This window comes from Qipengyuania xiamenensis (assembly GCF_019711495.1).
Taxonomy (GTDB): domain Bacteria; phylum Pseudomonadota; class Alphaproteobacteria; order Sphingomonadales; family Sphingomonadaceae; genus Qipengyuania; species Qipengyuania xiamenensis.
The window spans coordinates 623537-644356 of record NZ_JAIGNM010000001.1 but is presented as its reverse complement, the minus strand read 5'-3'; the positions used below and the strand labels follow the sequence as shown (position 1 = coordinate 644356).

At 63.1% G+C, this 20820-nt stretch carries 23 protein-coding genes and 1 tRNA gene; 18 read left to right on the top strand and 6 right to left on the bottom strand.

Going from position 1 to position 20820, the window contains the following annotated elements; genetic code table 11:
• The first annotated feature begins 12 nt into the window (after positions 1–12).
• From K3165_RS03200 to K3165_RS03155, 10 genes are all read left to right on the top strand, one after another.
• Positions 13–1545, top strand: a complete 1533-nt coding sequence (locus K3165_RS03200; RefSeq protein WP_221547385.1) for an acyl-CoA carboxylase subunit beta — start codon at positions 13–15, stop codon at positions 1543–1545.
• 6 nt (positions 1546–1551) lie between these two features.
• Complete coding sequence (locus K3165_RS03195; protein ID WP_221547384.1) at positions 1552–2094, top strand: hypothetical protein; 543 nt, start codon at positions 1552–1554, stop codon at positions 2092–2094.
• A 41-nt stretch (positions 2095–2135) separates the two neighbouring features.
• A complete protein-coding gene (gene mce / locus K3165_RS03190; protein WP_221547383.1) occupies positions 2136–2585 on the top strand; it encodes a methylmalonyl-CoA epimerase in 450 nt (149 codons plus the stop codon).
• Positions 2586–2606: 21 nt separating this feature from the next.
• Complete coding sequence (gene scpA / locus K3165_RS03185; protein ID WP_221547382.1) at positions 2607–4763, top strand: methylmalonyl-CoA mutase; 2157 nt, start codon at positions 2607–2609, stop codon at positions 4761–4763.
• A 214-nt stretch (positions 4764–4977) separates the two neighbouring features.
• The gene (gene bioB, locus K3165_RS03180) at positions 4978–6000 is read left to right on the top strand and encodes a biotin synthase BioB (protein ID WP_221547381.1); all 1023 of its coding nucleotides are present in this window, start codon (positions 4978–4980) and stop codon (positions 5998–6000) included.
• On the top strand, positions 5997–6848 hold the full coding sequence (locus tag K3165_RS03175; protein ID WP_221547380.1) for an alpha/beta hydrolase: 852 nt from the start codon (positions 5997–5999) through the stop codon (positions 6846–6848). The genes bioB and K3165_RS03175 overlap by 4 nt, the downstream gene beginning before the upstream one ends.
• Positions 6845–7630, top strand: a complete 786-nt coding sequence (locus K3165_RS03170; RefSeq protein WP_221547379.1) for a heme-dependent oxidative N-demethylase family protein — start codon at positions 6845–6847, stop codon at positions 7628–7630. The genes K3165_RS03175 and K3165_RS03170 overlap by 4 nt, the downstream gene beginning before the upstream one ends.
• A 135-nt stretch (positions 7631–7765) precedes the next feature.
• Positions 7766–8200: a hypothetical protein gene (locus K3165_RS03165; protein ID WP_221547378.1), complete on the top strand. Its 435-nt coding sequence runs from the start codon at positions 7766–7768 to the stop codon at positions 8198–8200.
• A 77-nt stretch (positions 8201–8277) separates the two neighbouring features.
• On the top strand, positions 8278–10344 hold the full coding sequence (locus tag K3165_RS03160; RefSeq protein WP_221547377.1) for an acetyl-CoA carboxylase biotin carboxylase subunit: 2067 nt from the start codon (positions 8278–8280) through the stop codon (positions 10342–10344).
• Between the two features lie 196 nt (positions 10345–10540).
• Positions 10541–10798 carry a hypothetical protein gene (locus tag K3165_RS03155; protein WP_221431420.1) on the top strand — a complete coding sequence of 86 codons (258 nt, stop codon included), beginning with the start codon at positions 10541–10543 and terminating at the stop codon, positions 10796–10798.
• A gap of 32 nt (positions 10799–10830) precedes the next feature.
• On the opposite strand, the gene K3165_RS03150 is transcribed toward K3165_RS03155, so the two are convergent.
• From K3165_RS03150 to K3165_RS03135, 4 genes are read right to left on the bottom strand one after another with little or no spacing between them, the layout of a single operon-like run.
• The gene (locus K3165_RS03150) at positions 10831–11268 is read right to left on the bottom strand and encodes a hypothetical protein (RefSeq protein ID WP_221547376.1); all 438 of its coding nucleotides are present in this window, start codon (positions 11266–11268) and stop codon (positions 10831–10833) included.
• The gene (locus K3165_RS03145) at positions 11265–12041 is read right to left on the bottom strand and encodes a cyclase family protein (RefSeq protein ID WP_221547375.1); all 777 of its coding nucleotides are present in this window, start codon (positions 12039–12041) and stop codon (positions 11265–11267) included. Before K3165_RS03145 ends, K3165_RS03150 begins: the two co-directional genes overlap by 4 nt.
• Before the next feature lie 11 nt (positions 12042–12052).
• A complete protein-coding gene (aroB, locus tag K3165_RS03140) occupies positions 12053–13162 on the bottom strand; it encodes a 3-dehydroquinate synthase (protein WP_221547374.1) in 1110 nt (369 codons plus the stop codon).
• Positions 13153–13722: a shikimate kinase gene (locus K3165_RS03135; protein WP_221547373.1), complete on the bottom strand. Its 570-nt coding sequence runs from the start codon at positions 13720–13722 to the stop codon at positions 13153–13155. Before K3165_RS03135 ends, aroB begins: the two co-directional genes overlap by 10 nt.
• A 70-nt stretch (positions 13723–13792) precedes the next feature.
• Here K3165_RS03135 and K3165_RS03130 point away from each other — a divergent pair, with 70 nt between their 5' ends.
• From K3165_RS03130 to K3165_RS03110, 5 genes are all read left to right on the top strand, one after another.
• Positions 13793–13933, top strand: a complete 141-nt coding sequence (locus K3165_RS03130) for a hypothetical protein (protein ID WP_221431415.1) — start codon at positions 13793–13795, stop codon at positions 13931–13933.
• Complete coding sequence (locus K3165_RS03125; RefSeq protein WP_221547372.1) at positions 13930–15774, top strand: hypothetical protein; 1845 nt, start codon at positions 13930–13932, stop codon at positions 15772–15774. The genes K3165_RS03130 and K3165_RS03125 overlap by 4 nt, the downstream gene beginning before the upstream one ends.
• 7 nt (positions 15775–15781) lie before the next feature.
• Positions 15782–16660 carry a tyrosine recombinase gene (locus K3165_RS03120; protein ID WP_221547371.1) on the top strand — a complete coding sequence of 293 codons (879 nt, stop codon included), beginning with the start codon at positions 15782–15784 and terminating at the stop codon, positions 16658–16660.
• Between the two features lie 10 nt (positions 16661–16670).
• Entirely contained in the window at positions 16671–17615 is a 945-nt protein-coding gene (locus K3165_RS03115) for an acetyl-CoA carboxylase carboxyltransferase subunit alpha (RefSeq protein WP_221547370.1), read from the top strand.
• A 129-nt stretch (positions 17616–17744) separates the two neighbouring features.
• Positions 17745–19208, top strand: coding sequence for a M48 family metalloprotease (locus K3165_RS03110; RefSeq protein WP_221547369.1), 1464 nt, complete (start codon positions 17745–17747; stop codon positions 19206–19208).
• 77 nt (positions 19209–19285) lie between these two features.
• On the opposite strand, the gene K3165_RS03105 is transcribed toward K3165_RS03110, so the two are convergent.
• Entirely contained in the window at positions 19286–19459 is a 174-nt protein-coding gene (locus K3165_RS03105; protein WP_221431410.1) for a Flp family type IVb pilin, read from the bottom strand.
• Between the two features lie 133 nt (positions 19460–19592).
• Complete coding sequence (locus K3165_RS03100; RefSeq protein ID WP_247713869.1) at positions 19593–19784, bottom strand: Flp family type IVb pilin; 192 nt, start codon at positions 19782–19784, stop codon at positions 19593–19595.
• A 140-nt stretch (positions 19785–19924) separates the two neighbouring features.
• Here K3165_RS03100 and K3165_RS03095 point away from each other — a divergent pair, with 140 nt between their 5' ends.
• The 3 genes from K3165_RS03095 to K3165_RS03085 all read left to right on the top strand — a co-directional run bounded on the left by K3165_RS03095 (position 19925) and on the right by K3165_RS03085 (position 20817).
• Positions 19925–20278, top strand: a complete 354-nt coding sequence (locus K3165_RS03095) for a (deoxy)nucleoside triphosphate pyrophosphohydrolase (protein ID WP_247713868.1) — start codon at positions 19925–19927, stop codon at positions 20276–20278.
• A 44-nt stretch (positions 20279–20322) separates the two neighbouring features.
• Positions 20323–20399: transfer RNA gene (locus tag K3165_RS03090), tRNA-Arg, on the top strand.
• A 226-nt stretch (positions 20400–20625) separates the two neighbouring features.
• The gene (locus tag K3165_RS03085) at positions 20626–20817 is read left to right on the top strand and encodes a hypothetical protein (RefSeq protein ID WP_221547368.1); all 192 of its coding nucleotides are present in this window, start codon (positions 20626–20628) and stop codon (positions 20815–20817) included.
• Positions 20818–20820: the final 3 nt, after the last annotated feature.

Below are 20820 nucleotides of genomic sequence, written 5' to 3'. Positions count from 1 at the left end.
CACGGAGAGAACATGTCCGCCAATATCGCCGAAATGGAACGTCGCCGCGAAGCCGCCAGGATGGGCGGGGGCGAGAAACGCATCGCCGCGCAGCACGCCAAGGGCAAGCTGACCGCGCGTGAGCGGCTCGACGTGCTGCTGGATGAAGGCAGCTTCGAAGAGCTCGACACCTATGTCGAGCATGACTGCGTCGATTTCGGCATGCCGGACCAGAAGATTCCCGGCGACGGCGTGGTCACCGGCAGCGGCACGATCAACGGCCGCCTCGTCTATGTTTTCAGCCAAGATTTCACCGTCTTCGGCGGCTCTCTTTCCAAGCGGCATGCGGAGAAGATCTGCAAGGTCATGGACACCGCGATGAAGGTCGGCGCGCCGGTGATCGGCCTCAACGACAGCGGCGGCGCGCGCATCCAGGAGGGCGTGGCCTCGCTCGGCGGCTATGCCGAGGTGTTCCAGCGCAATGTGCTCGCATCCGGCGTGGTGCCGCAGATCAGCCTCATCATGGGACCGTGTGCGGGCGGCGCGGTGTACAGCCCCGCGATGACCGACTTCATCTTCATGGTCGAAGACAGCAGCTACATGTTCGTCACCGGCCCCGACGTGGTGAAGACGGTGACCAACGAGGTCGTCACGCAGGAAGAACTGGGCGGGGCGAAGACGCACACCACCAAGACCAGCGTTGCCGACAACAGCTTCGAGAACGACATCGAAACCCTGCTCGCGACACGCGATTTCTTCGATTACCTGCCGCTGTCCAACCGCGAGGAAGTGCCCGAGCGCCCGACCAGTGATCCGTGGGACCGCATGGAGGATAGCCTCGACACGCTGATCCCCGACAACGCCAACCAGCCCTATGACATGCATGAAGTCATCAGGAAGACGCTGGACGAGGGCGATTTCTTTGAAGTGCAGCCGAACCATGCCGCCAACATCATTTGCGGCTTCGGCAGGGTGGAAGGGCGCACTGTGGGCGTGGTGGCGAACCAGCCGATGGTGCTCGCCGGCGTGCTCGACATCAATTCGTCGAAGAAGGCCGCGCGTTTCGTGCGCTTCTGCGATGCCTTCGAAATCCCGATCCTGACCTTCGTCGACGTGCCCGGCTTCCTTCCCGGCACGGCGCAGGAGCACAATGGCATCATCAAGCACGGCGCGAAGCTGCTCTTCGCCTATGCCGAGGCGACAGTGCCCAAGATCACCGTCATCACCCGCAAGGCCTATGGCGGCGCTTATGACGTGATGGCGTCCAAGCACCTGCGCGGCGACCTTAACTACGCTTGGCCCACCGCCGAAATCGCCGTGATGGGCGCAAAGGGCGCGGTGGAGATCATCTTCCGCCAGGACCGCGACGATCCGGGCAAGATCGCCGAGAAGACCAAGGAATACGAAGAGCGCTTCGCCAACCCCTTCGTGGCAGCGCAGCGCGGCTATATCGACGAGGTGATCTACCCGCACTCGACGCGGCGGCGGATCGCGCTGGGGCTAAGGAAGCTGCGCACGAAGCAGCTCGAGAACCCGTGGAAGAAGCATGATAATATCCCGCTTTAGTAACCCATGATTAAACCAGTTCTCAAAAACCCCCTTACATACCTCGGCTTCGGCCTAGGTTTGGCCGCAGGGATTATAGCCGCGGGGCCGGTGTCCTTCGGGCCTGAAGATAGCGCTCGGTTCTTGGGTGCTATGGTCGGGTCGTTAATCACTGTCTCTGGGGCAATCGCGTTGTTTTTCCTGAAAGAAGAGTATGATTCTCGAAAACGCGTGGAGATGGTTAGGACGACGCTGAAGGACTTGTTGGCAATGTGCATGGTCGGAAAGGACAAAGCCACGACTTCAGATCCCAATACTCGTTCGTCCGTGAAACCGGTTGTCGCCCAGTTTCGCCGCGCTCAAGCGCTGACTGCCAAGTTTGAATTTGATGATGTGAGGATTTCAGAGGCCCACTTCTGGTTGAATGCACTGTCCGATAATTTTGATGTCGACGAAATTTTCGATGGCGATGAGAATCTTTCGGAAGAAGAGCGGTTGCAAGTTTGCGAGCTATTCCAAAATGCCGCGGAATCGGCACTTGAGAAACTGAACCGCAAGAAGAGCGCCTAAGCCAAGTCGCTGCTCCGACAGCAGGGGCTAAAGGAGAAGACATGAAACTCGGCCGTCTCAACCATATCGGCGTCGCCACGCCCTCGATCGAGGAATCGGTGCGCTATTACCGTGACGTCATGGGCGCGACGCGGTTCCACAAGCCCTTCGATCTCGAGGCGCAAGGGGTGAAGGTCTGCTTCGTCGACACGCCCGGAGAAAACGGCACCAACGGAACGCAGATCGAGCTGATCGAACCGCTCGGCCCAGACAGCCCCATCGCCAAGTTCCTCGAGAAGAACCCCTCGGGCGGGCAGCACCATGTCTGCTACGAGGTCGAGGATATCGAGGACGCGCGCAAGTGGTTCGAGGAACTCGGCAAGCGCATCCTCGGCCCCACGCGCATCGGCGCACACGGCACGCCCATTTTCTTCCTCCACCCGAAGGACATGATGGGCCAGCTGACCGAAATCATGGAAACGCCCAAGGACAACGCGCACTGGTCGAATTGACCGCGCGACACTGGAATTACGATGACCGACAAGCCGACATATGACGACTGGAAGCCCCTTGCCGACAAGGAGGTGAAGGGCCGCGACCTCACCTGGCACACGCCCGAGGGTATCGAGGTGAAACCGCTCTACACGAGCGAGGATACGCAAGGGATCGACCCCGGCGTTCCCGGCATCGCGCCGTTCACGCGCGGGCCCTATGCCTCGATGTACACCGGCCGTCCGTGGACCATCCGCCAGTATGCGGGCTTCTCGACCGCCGAGGAATCGAACGCCTTCTATCGCCGCAACCTCGCGGCGGGGCAGAAGGGCCTCTCGGTCGCTTTCGACCTCGCCACGCACCGCGGCTATGACAGCGACCACCCGCGCGTGGTCGGCGATGTCGGCAAGGCGGGCGTCGCGATCGACACCGTGCGCGACATGGAAATCCTGTTCGACCAGATCCCGCTCGACACCATGAGCGTGTCGATGACGATGAACGGTGCGGTCATTCCCGTGCTCGCTTTCTATATCGTCGCGGCAGAGCGGCAGGGGGTGAGCCAGGACAAGCTCGCCGGGACCATCCAGAACGACATCCTCAAGGAGTTCATGGTCCGCAACACCTATATCTACCCGCCCGAACCGAGCATGCGGATCGTCTCCGACATCATCGCATATACCTCGGCCAACATGCCGAAATTCAATAGTATTTCGATCTCGGGCTATCACATGCACGAGGCCGGGGCGACCGCCGTGCAGGAACTCGCCTTCACCATCGCCGACGGCAAGGAATACGCCAAGCGCGCGATGGAAGCAGGGCTCGATATCGATGCCTTCGCGCCGCGCCTGTCCTTCTTCTGGGGCATCGGCATGAACTTCTTCATGGAGATCGCCAAGATGCGCGCCGCGCGTCATCTGTGGCACGATGTCATGGAAGGGCTAGGGGCGCAGAACCCCAAGTCGAAGATGCTGCGCACGCACTGCCAGACGAGCGGTGTGAGCCTTCAGGAGCAGGACCCCTACAACAACGTCATCCGCACCACGATCGAAGCGATGGCGGCAGTGCTGGGCGGCACGCAGTCGCTCCACACCAATGCGTTGGACGAGGCAATCGCCCTGCCGACCGATTTCTCCGCCCGCATCGCCCGCAACACTCAGCTGGTGATCCAGGAAGAGACCGGCATCACCAATGTCGCCGATCCGCTGGGCGGCAGCTATTACATCGAGAGCCTGACAGCCGCTCTGCTGGACGAGGCCCGCAAGCTGCTCGACGAGGTCGAGGCGGCTGGCGGCATGACCGAATATGTCGCCAGCGGCAAACCCAAGGCGCAGATCGAGGAAGCGGCGGCCGCCAAGCAGGCGAGCGTCGACAAGGGCGACACGGTCATCGTGGGCGTCAACAAGTACCGCCTACCCGAAGAGGCCGATATCGACACGCTCGACATCGACAACCACGCAGTCCGCCAGAGCCAGATCGCACGCCTCAAGAAGGTGCGCGAAGGGCGCGACGATTTCGCCTGCAGGGCGGCGCTCGACGCGCTTGCTCGCGGTGCGGGTCAGCGCGAGGGCAATCTGCTCGAACTCGCGGTAGAGGCTGCACGCCACGATGCGACGCTCGGTGAGATCAGCCAGGCGATGGAAGACGCCTATGGCCGCTACGACACGATGCCCAAGCCGGTGCGCGGCGTGTACTCGGAAGCCTATTCCGAAGACGATCGCTACCAGCAGGTGGTCGCAGGCGTGAAGGCGGTCGAACGTCGCCTCGGCCGCGCGCCCAAGCTGATGGTCGCCAAGATGGGGCAGGACGGCCACGATCGCGGCGCCAACGTGATCGCATCCGCCTTTGCCGACATGGGCTTCGAGGTCGTTTCCGGCCCGCTGTTCCAGACGCCCGAAGAAACCCGCGATATGGCGCTCGAGAACGACGTCGACGCCATCGGCGCGAGCAGCCTTGCGGCGGGCCACAAGACCCTGATCCCCGAACTCATCACCCTGCTGAAAGAGGCGGGCCGCAGCGACATCAAGGTGATCGCCGGCGGCGTGATCCCGCAGAAGGACTACGACTTCCTGCGCGATGCCGGGGTGCAGGGCATCTACGGCCCGGGCAGCAATGTGGTCGAATGCGCGGCGGATGTGCTGCGTCTGCTCGGCCACAACATGCCGCCTGCGGGTGAGGATTTGGACGAGGCGGCGGAGTGATACACGAGGGTTGGCTTAAAGCTCTAATCTTGTTGCCCGTGTGGCTCTTTGGAGCGGCAATGCTCTGGATGTTTGTCGGTTTCGGCATGCCTGGCGTGGGTGACTACTCGCCCGCCACATGGAAGTTCATCAATCGCGTTCTGCCTTTCTTGCTTGTGCTAGCCTACATCCCCGTCGCTTGGTGGCTCATCGGCCAAAAAGGTAATTCTTCTAAATGACCCAAATCCGTACCGACTGGACCCGCGAGGAAATCGCGGGGCTGTTCGACCTTCCCTTTACCGAGCTGCTTTTCCAGGCCGCCACCGTCCACCGCGAGTTCCATCCGCCCGAGCAGATCCAGCTCTGCACGCTGCTGTCGATCAAGACCGGCGGATGTCCGGAAGATTGCGGTTATTGCTCGCAGTCGGTGAAGGCCGATAGCGGCGTCGAGGCGACCAAGCTGATGGAGGTGCAATCGGTCCTCCAGCGCGCGGCGCAGGCGAAGGATGCCGGCTCGCAGCGCTTCTGCATGGGCGCGGCGTGGCGCAACCCCAAGGACCGCGATATGCCCGCGATCGTCGAGATCGTGAAGGGCGTTCGCGCCATGGGGCTGGAGACCTGCATGACGCTGGGCATGCTGACGCCGAAACAGGCGGACATGCTGAAAGAGGCAGGCCTCGATTACTACAACCACAATGTCGACACCGGGCCGGAATATTACGAGCGCGTGATCTCGACGCGCAATTACCAGAACCGGCTCGACACGCTCCAGAACGTGCGAGATGCGGGCATCAATGTGTGCAGCGGCGGGATCGTGGGTATGGGCGAAACGCGTGAGGACCGGGTGGGCTTCGTCCACACGCTTGCCACGCTCGAACGCCACCCTGAAAGCGTGCCGGTCAACGCACTGGTGCCGGTCAAGGGCACGGTGCTGGGCGATATGCTGGCCGATACGCCGCTCGCCAAGATCGACGATATCGAGTTCGTCCGTACCGTGGCAGTGGCGCGCATCTGCATGCCGATGAGCATGGTGCGCCTCTCCGCCGGACGCGAGTCGATGTCCGAAGCCACGCAGGCGCTGTGCTTCATGGCGGGCGCGAACTCGATCTTCACCGGCGACAAACTGCTGACCGCGCCCAATGCGGGCGACGACAGCGACGCCGCGCTGTTCGCGAAACTGGGGCTGACGGCGCTGGCGCAGGAAGAACCCCTCAGAGCTGCTGGACGGGCTTGCAAGGCCATGGAGCCTGCCGAGTGATCACCGTCTTCGCCTCCCTCGCTCTCGCCACTTCGGCGCCAGTCACTGAAATCGAGGCCGAGCCGCTGGTCATCGGTGAAAGCTACCGCTTGGAGGCGCTCGACGCAGAGCGCCGCGTAAACGTCATCCTGCCGCCTGATTACGAGGCCGAAGCGGACAAGAGCTGGCCCATCATCCTCCAGCTGGACGGCGGCACGGGTCAGGACTTGTTTCTCGGCAACGGCATCGAGAAATGGAACGGGCTGTGGGGGCGCAGCCGGCCTGCCATCATCGTCGGCATCCAGACGGTCGACCGCCAGCGCGAATTGCTTCCCGCCACCCGTATTCCGGACGAGAGGGAGGCCTATCCCACCTCCGGCGAGAGCGCCGAGTTTCGCAGCTGGCTCGCCCAAACCGTCCTGCCGCTGGTCAAGGCGCGCTACCGTCATGACGGCACGGCCGTGCTGGTGGGAGAGAGTGCGGCGGGGCACTTCGTGGTCGAGACCTGGCTGGAGGAGCCCGGTCTCTTCACCGGCTATGCGGCGATTTCGCCCAGCCTGCAGTGGGACGGGCAGGCGATGGCCCTGGCTGCCGCAAACGGCATCGATGGCCGCCCGCCGCTTTACCTCTCGCTGGCCGACGAGGGCGGCGAGACGGAGCAGGGCATGTACCGTCTGCTGGCGAAGCTCGCCGCGGAGCAGCCGTTCTGCTTTTCCGACCGCCGCAGCGACCTGCATCACTCTACGAGCCTGCACGGCCTGATGCCCGAAGCCCTCCAGTTCCTGCTGCCGACCGGCGCGGACTGGCTCGAGGAATATGGTCTGGCCTTGCGCTGCGAACAGGGCGGGCCGGAGAGCGGGGTAGAGTGACGCTCGGCTTCTCCGTCGACGAGCTGCTGCCCAAGGCGCGTGGCGGCGGGGTGCTCAAGATGGGGCTCGCCAAGCTCGACGAGAACGACTGGCTCCAACCCGATCCAGACCTTGCTGCGCGGCAAGCTGGGTTTGCGGCTTATCCCGAGGGTGTCCAGACCTCGCCCGAAGGTGACGCGCCCGGGGCAGAACTCGCTGCCATGCTTGGTCTCTCGGGCGGGCTCTCCGAAGCCGCCGCCGCGCATCACGAGGACATGTGCCTCCTCACCCGGCGCGAGGGCGACGAGCAGTACCGCCTCGTCGGCGCTGCTGTCGCCTGGCCGTCCGACTGGACGCCTGCCGACAAGATGGGCCTCCCCTTGCGCGCGCTGCATGCGCCGATCCAAGGGTATGAGGAACAGCTCGCCACCGGGGTCGACCACTTCATGTCGAAGCTGAAAGCCGGAGCGATCTACGGTCGCTGCAACTGGTTCATCGCCGCCACGGGCGAGAAACGATGGGTTGCCGAACCGCCCGAGCACGCCTTCGCGCATGTCACGCCGGAAAATGCGGGCGAGAAGCTTTTCGTGCGGTCCGAACGCCAGACATTGCGGCGTCTCCCGGGCACAGGCGCGATCCTGTTCACTATCGGCATATACGTCTCGCCGTTGGGCGAACTTTCGCGCGAGAACCAGCAGCGCCTCGCCGCTGCCGTGACCTCGCTGCTCGAAGGCGAGGGCGACCGCCGCGGTGCGCAGGCCTATGCACATGCTCTCGCCGGCTATGTGGCGCATCGGGAGTAACCCTCCTGCCCCGGTTGCGGGCAATTGACTTTATCGCTTCGAAAGCCTGTTTTCCGCAGCGTTCCGGTCCCGGATAAGGATCGGGTTCCGGGTCGCTTCTCGGGGGTCGCATACCTTTACAGGGGAGTGGACTGTATGAAGAAGCTTGTACTCGCAGTGGCCGCAATCGGCCTCGCAATTCCCGCAGCGCCCGCATTTGCGGACAATCACGAAGAGCCTTCGCTGGCAGAGCTCGACTGGTACCGGGTCAACCTGATCAAATGGAAACCGGGCAAGGGCGAACGCGCCCATGAAATTATCGAAATGTTCCAGAAGGTCGATGAGGCACTCGGTCATAGCGGTGTGATCGACCTCCATATGGCCACCGGCGAATGGGATTCGATCGTCGCCCTGCCGATGCGCCAGGGCATCGCTGCCATGGGGTGGAGTGAAAACCCCGAAGGCAAGAAGTGGGAAGCCGAGTTCATCCGTCAGGCAGGCGGCGAGGACAAGGCGAAGGCCCTCTGGGAAGAATTCGATTCCCTGATCGCGCGTCAACAGCGCCATATTGGTCATATCGACCGCGATTGAGGCATCTGCCTTGATACCGGGCCTCCGCTACGGCATGGGCGTGCATACGTTTGTACACCTGCCTTTCGGAGGCCCGATTGTTTTCCAAGATCCTGATTGCAAACCGCGGCGAGATTGCCTGCCGCGTCATCAAGACCGCCAAGCGCATGGGTATCAAGACCGTCGCGGTCTATTCCGATGCCGATGCCCGCGCGCCCTTCGTGCGCATGGCCGACGAGGCAGTGCATATCGGGCCAGCTCCGGCGGCAGAGAGCTATCTGATCGCGGACAAGATCATCGATGCCTGCAAGCAGACCGGCGCCGAAGCGGTGCATCCGGGCTACGGCTTCCTGTCCGAACGCGCGAGCTTCGTCGAGGCGCTTGAGGCGGAGAATATCGCCTTCATCGGTCCGCCCACCAATGCGATCGCGGCCATGGGCGACAAGATCGAATCCAAGAAGCTCGCGAAGGAAGCGGGCGTGAATGTCGTCCCCGGCTTCGTGGGCGAAATCCGCGATACCGACCACGCGGTCGAGATCAGCAACGACATCGGCTACCCGGTGATGATGAAGGCCAGCGCGGGCGGCGGCGGCAAGGGCATGCGCCTCGCGTGGTCCGAAAAGGACGTGCGCGAAGGTTTCGAGGCGACCAAGCGCGAAGGTCTCAACTCCTTCGGCGACGACCGCGTCTTCATCGAGAAATTCATCGAGAACCCGCGCCACATCGAGATCCAGATCCTCGGCGACAAGCACGGCAACGTGATCTACCTGAACGAGCGCGAATGCTCGATCCAGCGCCGCCACCAGAAGGTCGTGGAAGAGGCCCCGTCGCCATTCGTCACGCCCAAGATGCGCAAGGCCATGGGCGAACAGTGCGTCGCGCTGTCGAAGGCGGTGAACTATCACAGCGCCGGCACGGTCGAACTGATCGTCTCGGGCGCCGACCCGACGGGCGAGAGCTTCTACTTCCTCGAAATGAACACCCGCCTGCAGGTGGAACATCCCGTTACCGAGGCGATCACCGGCGTCGACCTCGTCGAGCAGATGATCCGTGTTGCGGCAGGTGAAGAACTCAAGATCAAGCAGGACGACGTCAAGATCGACGGCTGGGCGATCGAGAACCGTGTCTATGCCGAAGACCCCTATCGCGGCTTCCTTCCGTCGACGGGCCGCTTGGTGCGCTACCAGCCTCCGGTCGAGCCTTGGGCCGATGACGGCGAAGAAAACGGCCGCCGCGGGATCGACGGTATCCGCGTCGACGATGGCGTGTTCGAAGGTGGCGAGGTGTCGATGTTCTACGACCCGATGATCGCCAAGCTGATCACCTGGGGCGAAACGCGCGAAGAAGCGGCCGACCTGCAGATCGCCGCGCTCGACGCTTTCCGTATCGAGGGGCTCGGCCACAATGTCGACTTCCTCAGCGCCATCATGCAGCACGAGCGTTTCCGTTCGGGCGAGCTGACCACCGGCTTCATCGCCGAGGAATATCCCGAAGGTTTCGAGGGCGCGCCGGCAAGCGACCAGCTGAAGAGCGTTCTTGCTGCCGTGGGCGGTGTCATCGCCACGGCCGATGCCGACCGCGCGCGCCGGATCAACCAGCAGCTGGACGGCAACGAATACGCGCCGGGTGACTGGACGATCCGCATCGGCGAGCGCGAGGAAGGTTCGAGCACGCACGAGGTCGTGCTCGAGGAGAATGCGCTGACGGTCGATGGTGAACAGGTCACGATCGAGATGCAGTACACGCCCGGCGAACCGATGGTTGATGTCGTGCTGTGGGATAATGATGCAGGCGAGGATGCAGAGCCGGTCGATATCTACACGATCCAGCTCGCACCCACCCGCACGGGCTACAAGATGACCACGCGGGGGGCGACGCATAGCCTGCGCATCCTCCAGACGCGGATCGCCGACCTTGCCGGTCACATGATCGAGAAGGAGCCGCCCGATCTTTCCAAGATGCTGATCTGCCCGATGCCGGGCCTGCTGGTGAAGCTGCACGTGGCCGAGGGCGAGGAAGTCCAGCCCGGACAGCCGCTCGCCACGGTCGAGGCCATGAAGATGGAAAACATCCTTCGTGCCGAGAAGCAGGCGACCGTCGGCAAGATCAACGCGGGCGAGGGCGACAGCCTTGCCGTGGACGAGGTCATCCTCGAACTCGAATAGGGTTATTGCAGAATCGAAAAGCGGGCGCGGCGATTAACCAAATCGCCGCGCAATCGCGCGTTTCCGGACCTTTTCGAATCTTGCGAATTCGCGGCTCTGGGCGCGATTCAAGGTAAATGCGCTTTTAAGAATTGGCCTGTGCGGTGATAATTCCTGTCTTCGAGTCGCTTCGGAAACACTGAAGCAGGAGCAAACTATGGCACACAGGGGAACAGGGTTCTTCGATACCAGGGGCAATTATTACAAGACCCCCGAAGACGCGACGATCAGCGACCTCGCTGGCATTCTCGGCAAGATCGGCGAGGGCGACAGCCTTGCGCCGGGCATCGCACAGATGCTGCTCGACCGCCGCAGCGAGATTGAACGTCTTTTTGCCGAACACGACACGATGATGGCCGAATACCAGCCGCATGGCGCCGGCAAGGTCACCCAGCTGAAGGCACGCGCGAGCTAATTCGCGCGGCCTTCCCAAGGCTGGCGATCAGGTCAGAAGGTGTCCGAGAAGCTCACGTTGGTGATGGTCATGCCGCCAGGCAATTTGTCGACGTTGAACTTCCACTGGATCAGCAGATCGCGATGCTGGCAGACATATTTGAGGTGGAACCTGAGTTCCGTCGTGTAGTCACGCGACTGCAGGACGCACTGCTCTACCGGCCCGTAGACATCGACCGCACTGCGCGCCTGACCGCCGAGCGAGGTGAGCTCGGCACGCTTCGACGCGAATAGCGGGCTGCCGCTGGCCGCAGCCTGGATCGCTTCCTGCATTTTCTCCGCTTCGATAAGCGCGATAATCGGTGCGACGGCTGCTTCGGCACGGGTGAAATCTGCGGCATCGGGTTTGGACACGATCTCGCGAGTGGTGTCCTGGGCAATGCTCGGTACGGCGACCGCGGCAAGCGCGGCACTCAAGAAAATCCTTTTCATGCAATGTCTTCTAGCATGGCCACCGCGCGAATCCACCCCGCACTTGCCCGCTCGATTTTCACGGGGAAGCAGCTGAAGGTGAAGCCATGTGATGGCAGGTTCTCGAGGTTCGTCAGCTTCTCGATCTGGTAATAGGGTCGGATGCGGCCCGCCTTGTGACCTTCCCAGATGATCGAGGGATCACGTTTTTCCGCCCAGCGCTTCGCCGTATGGCTGAAGGGGGCATCCCAGCTCCATGCATCGGTGCCGACAACTTCCACGCCGCGTTCGGTCAGCCACAGCGTTGCCTCGGCGCCAAGGCCGACGCCCTGGTCGGTGAAATTCTCCGTGCCGTAGATCGCGCCCGACTGCACCAGCACGATGTCGAGCGGCTGGAGGTCATAGCCGATCTTGTCGAATGCCTCCTCCACCTCCGCAGCGCTCACCACATGGCCGTGCGGCAAATGGCTGAAATCGAGCTTCACTCCGGGCCGGAAGAACCGGTCAAGCGGTGCCTCGTCGATGCTCGGAGCAGGTTCGGCGCCGTCATCTGTGGTCGAATGGTAATGCCACGGCGCATCCATATGGGTGCCGTTGTGGGTCGAAAGTTCCAGCATCTCGACCGCCCAGCCTTCGCCGTCGGGCAGGTCGTCCTTCTCCAGCCCGGGGAAGAACATGGCGATCTGCTCCCACGTGTTCTCGTGGGTCATGTACTGGATCTTGGGCCGCATCACCTCCGGGTCGGAGATGACATCGTTGGTTATCGGGATGGACAGGTCGATAAAGCGCGTCATGGGCACGCAGCCTAATGCGCCTGGAGCTCCTCGTCGAGGAATGCCGCAATGTCGGCCATGTCGACGTCGCGCGCCAGCCATGCCTCGCCAATGCCGCGCAGGAGGATGAAGGGCAGGGTGCCCGCGTCCATCTTCTTGTCGTGAAGCATGTGATCGGCGAGCTTTCGTCCGTCGCAGTCGAGGCCGAGTGCCGAAATCTCCGCCGGCAATCCGGCAGTGTCGACGGCGCGGGTCACGCGGGCCGCATCGTCCAGCGACAGTTCGCCGCGCCTAGAGGAATATCGGGCCGCCAGCACCATGCCGAGCGCCACGGCCTCCCCATGCAGGAGCCGGTCCGAGAAGCCTGTCTCGGCTTCTAGCGCATGGCCGAATGTATGGCCGAGGTTGAGGAGGGCGCGCGCGCCGCTGGTCTCGCGCTCGTCCTCGGCAACGATACGCGCCTTGGCCGCTACGCTATTCGCGACCGCCCGTTCGAGCGGCTCGGGCTGGAGCGCAACGACATTGCCGCCTTCGCCTTCGAGCCATTCGAAGAAGCCCGCATCGCCCAGGACGCCGTATTTCAGCACCTCGGCATAGCCCGCCCGAAGCTCGCGCGGGGGGAGAGTGGAAAGCGCATCGAGATCGGCGAGGACCAGCGAGGGCTGGTGGAACGCGCCGATGAGGTTCTTGCCCGCAGACGTGTTGATCGCGGTCTTGCCGCCGACCGAGCTGTCCACCTGCGCCAGCAGGGTCGTGGGCAGTTGCACGAAGCCGCAGCCACGCTTGAGGATAGCGCAGGCAAAACCGGTGAGATCGCCCACCACGCCGCCGCCAAGCGCCAACACATGGTCGCCGCGCTCGACACCTTCGGCGAGCAGCCAGTCGGTCAGCCGCGCTAGGCTTTCCCAGCTCTTCGATCCTTCGCCCGGTTCGATATCGTACCAGCGGGGCTCCTTGCCTGCCGCCTCGAGCGACCGGGTCAGTTCCTCGCCCCAATGCTGCCGCGCATTGGCGTCGGCGACGATCGGCACGCGGGTCTTGCGCAGGAAGGGGGCCGCTTCCTCGGCCACATTGGCGAGCAGGCCGGTGCCGACGCGGACTTCGTAACTGCGTCCCGCAAGATCGACGGGGATTACTGCCATGCGTCCAGCTCCTGCAGGATGCGTTCGACGGTCGCCTCATGCGGCCCGTCATCGGTCACGACATGGATTTGCGCCTGCGAATAGGCGGGACCGCGCTGTTCCTTGAGATTGAAAAGGATTTCGCGTGGATCGCCCGTCTTCAGAAGCGGGCGGGTGTCGCGGCGCGAGGTCCGCTCGACGAGGGTGTCGAGATCGCAGTCGAGCCAGATCGCCAGACCTTTTTCCAGGACCAGCGCGCGGGTCTCTTCATCGACGAAAGCGCCGCCGCCGGTTGCGATCACACCGTAGCCTTCTTCCATCAGCCGCGCGATCACGCGTCGTTCGCCATCTCGGAAGTAGGCCTCGCCATGGGCTTCGAAGATTTCGCTCACCGATCGGTCGGCGGCACGCTCGATTTCCTCGTCGGCATCGACGAAGCTGCGCGAGAGCGCAGTGGCGAGCCTGCGGCCGATGGTCGATTTGCCCACACCCATCAGCCCGACCAGCACAAGCGGGCGTGTGATACGCCCTGCGAGCGCCTGAAGGTCCAATTCACCGGTCGAAGTGTGTGCGTTGCTCATTGCCGCTCGGCCTATAGATGCGCTAGGGCGCGGGCAAGGCATCGGATTGTTCACCGGGGATACGAAAAACTTGGCCGTCAAACGTTCGCGCATCGCAGGCATTGCCATCCTCGGCATCCTCGCAGTCCTGATCATCGCCTGGATCGACGGCGGGGAAGAGCCGCTGCGCACCATTTCCGAACCCGTCGAACTGCCGGAGTCGCTGCGATGAAGCGCGGTTACCTTCTTGCTGGCGGCGCATTGGCGCTGTGCTCGACGCTGGTGATGGCTCAGAGCGCACCCGAAAGCCTGCTGCCTCCCGGGGTCGGACAGGCTGCTCCGACGCCCACCCCGGCTCCCGTGCCGACTGCGACCAGCGCACCTTCGGCGCCCGCAGTTCCGACGGCCCCCACGCCGCAGGGCTCCGAAGTGGTGCAGCCGGTGCCCAGTGCGCCCGGGCCGGTCGACACTTCGGGCGTGTCGCTGTCGGACATTCCCTCGGTTGAAGAACTCGAGGAAATGACCGTCGACGAACTCGACGATCTCCTTGGTCTCAAACCGCGCTACGACATTCCTCCCGCGGCTCGCCGTTCGACCGAGCGGGTCGGCATCATCGATGAGAGCGAAGGCGGACTGCCGGTCGCATCGCTTGCCCGCCAGCCTGCCTCGATCGTGCGTGCTGCTCTCGCCAACACCAGCCAGCCGCTCGTCTCGCGCTGGGGTCATATCCTCGTGCGCCGTGCACTTGCGAGCCGCCTTGCTGCGCCTGACGGCATGAACCCGGTCGAGTTCGCCGCGCTGCGTGCCGCAACGCTCAACGCGATGGGCGAACATTCCGCGGCCCGCGCGCTGGTGCAGGACGTGGATACGGCCGACTACTCTTCCGAACTGACCGATGCCGCGATCGACGCCTATGTCGGGACTGCGGACATCACCGGAGCGTGTCCGGTCGTGCGCCTCGGACGCGCCGAGCGCGGCGATGTGCAGTGGGAGATGTTCGAAGGCATTTGTGCTGCCTACGCAGGCGAAACGACCGCTGCGAACAATGACCTGCGCCGCTTGCTGAGCCGTACGGAAGAAGACCGGATCGACGTTCTTCTGGCGCAGCGTTATGCCGGAGCCGCCGGGCAGGGACGCCGCGCGGTCACCATCGAATGGGACGATATTGAAGCGATGAACCCCTGGCGGTTCGCGCTCGCCAACGCGCTGGGCGAACCGATCCCCGAAGGCCTGCTTGAACAGCTCGGCCCCTATTATCTCAAGGCCGGGGCGGCCACGCCTGCGCTGCCCGTCGTGCAGCGCCTGCGCGGCGCAGACATGGCCGCAGCAGCAGGCATCTTCTCTTCCGCGGCAATGGTGGACCTCTATTCGCAGCTCTATGCTGACCGCGAAGAGCAGCAGGATGCCGACGCGGCGATCGCACGCGCTGCGCGCCTGCGCGATGCCTATGTCGATCCTGATGCCGGCGCCCGCCTCGCAGCGATCCGCGATGTCTGGTCGGGCGATGACGAATATGCCGGGTTGGTCCTTACGGCCTATGCTTCCGCGCGCCTCACCCCGAGCGATGATTTCGAAGACGATGCCGCGCGGCTGATCGCCTCCATGCTGACTGCAGGCCTCGATCGCGATGCGATGCGCTGGGCCGATGTCGTGGAGGATGGAAGCGTGGGCTGGGCGCTGCTTGCGCTTGCCAATCCGCAGAATGTCGCGGTGACCGACGGCCAGCTCGACACTTTCGAGAATGGCGATGAATCCTCAGGTCAACGCAAGTCGAAGATGCTGCTTGCCGGGCTCGCAGGCCTTGGCCGCACCGATGCCGACAATATCGCCGAATATAGCGAGCGGCTGGGCGTCAACCTGCGCGCGCCGACTGCATGGACCAACATGATCGACAAGGCTGCCGAGGCCAATAACGGCGCGCTCGTCGTGATGCTCGCAGGGCTCGGTATGCAGGGCACGAGCTGGGACCAGATGACCGCGCGTCATCTCTATCACATCGTGTCGGCACTCAATCGCGTCGGCCTCAGTGCCGAAGCCCGGATGATCGCCGCGGAGGCGGTCGCGCGGGCCTGATCGGGCCATGAGCGATATCGAGGATTTCCTCGCCATGCTCGCCGCAGAGCGGGGGGCGGCACGCAATACCCTGCTGGCCTACGGGCGAGACCTGCATCAGGCAGAGGAATTGCTCGGGGGCGATCTGGCGAACGCTACACCGGCCCAGCTCGCCAAGCTGGGGCAGGGCTGGTCCTCGCTCGCGCCATCCACAATGGCCCGCAAGATATCCGCACTGCGCCAGTTTTTCGGTTTCCTGGTGGACGAGGGCGAGCGCGAGGATGATCCGACGCATGCGCTCCCGCGCCCCTCGACCCGCAGGCCGCTGCCGAAAATTCTCGGCCATGCGCAGGTAGAGGCGCTGTTCCAGGAAGCCGAGGCAGAAGCGCAGAGCGACCGGCCGGAAGCGGTCCGCATGCTCGCCATGCTCGAACTGCTCTATGGCTCGGGGCTGCGCGCAACCGAACTGGTCTCGCTGCCGCTGTCCGCAGTTCCTCGCGACGAGCCTTTCCTGACGGTGACAGGCAAGGGCGGGCAGGCCCGCCTCGTCCCCGTGAGCAAGCGTGCGAAGCAAGCGCTGTCGCGCTGGCTGGCGGTCCGACCGACGGGTTCGCAATGGCTATTTCCCTCGCGCACCAAGCACCTCTCGCGCGTCCGGCTGTTCCAGATGCTGAAAGAACTGGCGGTGCGCGCAGACCTTCCACCCGAAAAGCTGAGCCCGCACGTCCTGCGCCATGCCTTTGCCACGCACTTGCTGGAGGGCGGGGCGGACCTGCGCGCGCTGCAGACCCTGCTGGGCCACGCCGATATCGCGACCACGCAAATCTATACGCATGTCGACGCAGCGCGGCTTGTGAAGCTGGTCAACGAGCGTCACCCGCTTGCGCAGTCCCGCCGTAGCGACTAGCGGGTCTGCGATGGTTTCCTATCTCGAATTCGAAAAGCCTGTCGCAGAGCTCGAAAAGCGCATTGCCGAACTGCGCAATGCGTCGGAAGGCGACGATGTCGATATCTCCAAGGAGCTCGAGCGGCTCGAGGTGAAGAGCGCGGACTTGCTCGCGACCACCTACGAATCGCTTTCGCCCTGGCAAAAAACGCAGGTCGCACGTCATCCCTCGCGCCCGCATTTCCGCGACTATGTGGAGCATGCGTTCGAGGAATTCATGCCGCTGGGCGGTGACCGTGCCTATGGCGAAGACGAGGCCATCCTCGGCGGCTTTGCAAAGTTGAACGGCCGCAAGGTCGTGCTGATCGGCCACGAGAAGGGCAACGATACCGCCAGCCGCATCCGGCACAATTTCGGCATGGGTAAGCCCGAGGGCTACCGCAAGGCGATTCGCCTGATGGAAATGGCCGGCCGCTTCGGCCTTCCCGTCGTCACGCTGGTCGACACTTCGGGCGCATTCCCGGGTGTGGAAGCCGAAGAACGCGGTCAGGCGGAAGCCATTGCCCGTTCGACGGAGGCCTGTCTCGCGCTGCCGGTCCCGATGGTTGCCACCATCGTGGGCGAGGGCGGTTCGGGCGGCGCTGTGGCGCTTGCCAGCGCAGAGCGCGTGCTGATGCTCGAACATGCGGTCTATTCGGTGATTTCGCCCGAAGGTTGCGCCTCTATCCTGTGGCGTACGGCCGAAAAGGCACCCGATGCCGCCGAAGCGATGAAGATCACCGCGCAGAACCTCAAGAAGCTCGGCGTGATCGACCGCATCGTCAACGAACCGGTTGGCGGCGCGCATCGCGATCCCAAGCGGATGGCCGAAGAGCTCGGTCAGGCGATCGGCGAGGAACTGGACATGCTGTCGAAATCCTCTCCCGACGAGCTGAAGCGGATGCGCGAAGAACGCTTCCTGCAGATGGCTGGCTAACCGTCAGCGCAGGATTAGAGGAGGGCGCGGGAACAAACCGCCCCATCCTCCTGTTCTCCCAAGGTAAACCAAACGGGCTGCGCTTCGGTCGCTGACGACTTGCGCGCCGCCTCCCCAGGGAGATACGCCATGTCGCGCACCAGAATAATCGCCACTTCCACCACTGCAGTCCTGTCGATCGCGCTTGCCGGTTGCATGGGCGGGACCATCCCCGATGCGTCTGCCCCGATCACCCAGAGCGAAGCCGAGATCGGCGCTGAAGCCCACCCGCAGCTGCTCGCCGAATTCGGCGGCGCCATGACCGGACCGCAGGCGGTCTATGTCGAGCAGGTCGGCAAGAACATCGCCGTGCAGTCGGGTCTTGGCGGCGCGCGTGACAGCTTCACCGTCAGCCTCGTCAACAGCCCGGTGAACAACGCCTTCGCGATTCCCGGCGGCTATATCTACACCACCCGCCAGCTCGTAACGCTGATGAACAACGAGGCCGAACTGGCTGGCGTTCTCGGCCACGAAGTCGGCCATGTTGCGGCCCGCCATTCGCAGCGCCGTCAGGCCGCGGCACAGCGCAACCAGATCTTCGGAGTGGGCGCGGCGATCCTGTCGAGCGTATTGCTTGGCAGCAATCCGCTCGGCCAGCAGCTCGGCCAAGCGGCGCTGCAGGGCTCGCAGATGCTGACGCTGAAGTTCTCGCGCAACCAGGAACTGGAAGCCGACGAACTCGGCATCCAGTATCTCAACAATGCAGGTTACGATCCGCGCGCCATGGCGACGGTTCTGGCCAGCCTTGCAAACCAGAACGCGCTCGATGCCCGACTTCAGGGCCGCGACGATGCGCGCCTTCCGGAATGGGCGTCGACCCATCCCGATCCGGCCAGCCGCGTACAGACCGCGCTGAGCAAGACGCAGGGAATGAGTGGCACGCTCAACCGCGACACCTTCCTCACCCGCATCGACGGGCTGGTCTATGGCGATGATCCCGAACAGGGCATCGTGGAAGGCCGCCAGTTCATCCATCCGGAACTGCGCCTCGCTTTCACAGCGCCGCAGGGCTTCTACATGGTCAACGGCACGAGTGCCGTGACCATCAACGGCCAGAGCGGGAAGGCGCAATTCACGCTCGCCCCGTACAACGGCAATTTGCAGAGTTACGTCCAGAGCGTGTTCTCGGGGCTTAGCCAGCAGCAGATCACGCCGTCGAGCATCCAGACGCGTACCGTGAACGGATTGCCTGCCGCTTTCGGTACGGCGCGGGTCAACAATGGCCAGAGCCAGGTCGACGTGACGGTCTTCGCGTATGAGTTCGCGAACGATCGCGCATATCACTTCCTCGCGATCACCCCGGCTGGACAGGCGAGTACCTTCAACCAGATGTATTCGTCGGTGCGCCGTGTCTCGACGCAGGAAGCAGCGCAGGTCGTGCCGCGCGTGCTCGATGTGATCACCGTTCGCAGCGGCGATACGGTCAGTTCGCTCTCGCGCCGGATGGCTTATCCTACTGCGCAGGAAGAACGCTTCCGCGTCCTCAACGGCCTTGGTTCGAACGACCAGCTCCAGGCCGGTCAGAAGGTGAAGATCGTCATCCGCGGAAGCTGATCGACATTTCCTTCAGGCAAAGAAAAAGGCGGCGAGGGGTATACCCTCGCCGCCCTTTTTGTATCGACAAACGCCGATTAGACGTTGGCGGTAGCCATTTCGTCCGACACCGTGGTGAAGGTGGCGTCGAGCTGGTTGCCGAGTGCGCCCATTGCGGTCATTGCAGCAACAGCGATCAGAGCAGCGATAAGGCCGTACTCGATTGCGGTTGCGCCTTCTTCGTTGTTGCGCAGCTTGTTGATGAACTTCATGTTACGTCTCCTGGTTCAGTCTTCGTACCCGACTCTCACCGCGTCCTACGGCTTGAGCTATCCTCGTTCTGACGCCGACAAGTTGACAAATCGTAACCGTGTCAGCGTCTTTTTGACCTCTTCACCCTGCGTCTTAGATTCCTGCGTTCTGCATTTCGGTCGAGATCCCATTCCACATGTCGATCGTCGTTTGTCCGAAAGCTTCCACAGCCCCCATCAGGGCCAAGAAGATCAGTGAGAGGATCAGCCCGTATTCAACAGCAGTTGCACCGCGGTCGTCGGCTTTCAGTTTTTTTAGAAACTCGACCACTTCGGTTGCCCCCAATGTCAATTCGTAGCTGACATCCTTTGGGTACTCGGGCAGGTGTTAAGAAAAAGTTGCGGGGTCACGAAAGTTTGGAAAATTTCCCGACAATCACCTTGGTAGTAGCCCTAGCCCTGCGTGGCGGGGACGGGCGTTGGCTCATGCACAAACGGCCCGATCACAAGCATCACGGCGGCTTGTGGGAATTTCCCGGCGGCAAGGTCGAGTCGCACGAAACCCCCGCAAATGCGCTGGTTCGGGAGATCGAGGAAGAACTCGGGATTGCGATTCGGGCCGAGCATCTCGCGCCGTCAGGTTTCGCCCAGGAGGCAGAGGGCACGCGCGAGCGCCCGATTGTCATACTCCTTTACACATGCACGCATTGGGAAGGTGAGCCGCAGGCGCTGGAGGGCGGGGCAGTGGACTGGTTCGGTGCCGATGAAGTGGCTGCGCTGGACAAGCCGCCGCTCGATATCGCGCTTGCGGCATCTTTGATGGAAAAATACGCGGATTAGGTGTTGCCAAGGCCGCGGCACCCACCTATGTGCCGCCCTCCAACGCGCCAGTAGCTCAGCTGGATAGAGTACCTGACTACGAATCAGGCGGTCGGAGGTTCGAATCCTTCCTGGCGCGCCATAAAAGCCCATGACCCCGCAAGGGTCGTGGGCTTTTGTGGTTCTGGGCCATTTTCCGCCCGGCGATGTCACCCGGAAGCGTGACAGCAGGCGGACACAGTCTTCCCGAAACTTGCGATGGAATGCTGCCGGTCCATTGTGCCGTGCAGGATTGCACATAAGGTGCGCCCGCATCCTGCGATCAATGGCTTGGGGACGAAGCCGGCGCAGGATGGAAGGGGACAGACATGGTCATAAGGTCGCACGAATCCATCCGGCGCGCTGCAGCGTTGAACCGGGCCATCATGCACAAGGGACAGGTCGATGCGGGCGGTCCGGCGCACGAGTTGCAGGGTAGCGGAGGTTCCTTCCGCACCTGTCTTTCGCAGCCGGGCTTTGCAGCATCGCTGGGCGTGGCGGACAACAGCCCGCATAGCTGAACG

Coding starts and splice junctions, on each gene's coding strand:
- K3165_RS03200 (WP_221547385.1), top strand. CDS start 13: ATGTCCGCCAATATCGCCGAAATGGAACGTCGCCGCGAAGCCGCCAGG.
- K3165_RS03195 (WP_221547384.1), top strand. CDS start 1,552: ATGATTAAACCAGTTCTCAAAAACCCCCTTACATACCTCGGCTTCGGC.
- mce (WP_221547383.1), top strand. CDS start 2,136: ATGAAACTCGGCCGTCTCAACCATATCGGCGTCGCCACGCCCTCGATC.
- scpA (WP_221547382.1), top strand. CDS start 2,607: ATGACCGACAAGCCGACATATGACGACTGGAAGCCCCTTGCCGACAAG.
- bioB (WP_221547381.1), top strand. CDS start 4,978: ATGACCCAAATCCGTACCGACTGGACCCGCGAGGAAATCGCGGGGCTG.
- K3165_RS03165 (WP_221547378.1), top strand. CDS start 7,766: ATGAAGAAGCTTGTACTCGCAGTGGCCGCAATCGGCCTCGCAATTCCC.
- K3165_RS03155 (WP_221431420.1), top strand. CDS start 10,541: ATGGCACACAGGGGAACAGGGTTCTTCGATACCAGGGGCAATTATTAC.
- K3165_RS03150 (WP_221547376.1), bottom strand. CDS start 11,268: ATGAAAAGGATTTTCTTGAGTGCCGCGCTTGCCGCGGTCGCCGTACCG.
- K3165_RS03145 (WP_221547375.1), bottom strand. CDS start 12,041: ATGACGCGCTTTATCGACCTGTCCATCCCGATAACCAACGATGTCATC.
- aroB (WP_221547374.1), bottom strand. CDS start 13,162: ATGGCAGTAATCCCCGTCGATCTTGCGGGACGCAGTTACGAAGTCCGC.
- K3165_RS03135 (WP_221547373.1), bottom strand. CDS start 13,722: ATGAGCAACGCACACACTTCGACCGGTGAATTGGACCTTCAGGCGCTC.
- K3165_RS03125 (WP_221547372.1), top strand. CDS start 13,930: ATGAAGCGCGGTTACCTTCTTGCTGGCGGCGCATTGGCGCTGTGCTCG.
- K3165_RS03120 (WP_221547371.1), top strand. CDS start 15,782: ATGAGCGATATCGAGGATTTCCTCGCCATGCTCGCCGCAGAGCGGGGG.
- K3165_RS03115 (WP_221547370.1), top strand. CDS start 16,671: ATGGTTTCCTATCTCGAATTCGAAAAGCCTGTCGCAGAGCTCGAAAAG.
- K3165_RS03110 (WP_221547369.1), top strand. CDS start 17,745: ATGTCGCGCACCAGAATAATCGCCACTTCCACCACTGCAGTCCTGTCG.
- K3165_RS03105 (WP_221431410.1), bottom strand. CDS start 19,459: ATGAAGTTCATCAACAAGCTGCGCAACAACGAAGAAGGCGCAACCGCA.
- K3165_RS03095 (WP_247713868.1), top strand. CDS start 19,925: ATGCACAAACGGCCCGATCACAAGCATCACGGCGGCTTGTGGGAATTT.
- K3165_RS03085 (WP_221547368.1), top strand. CDS start 20,626: ATGGTCATAAGGTCGCACGAATCCATCCGGCGCGCTGCAGCGTTGAAC.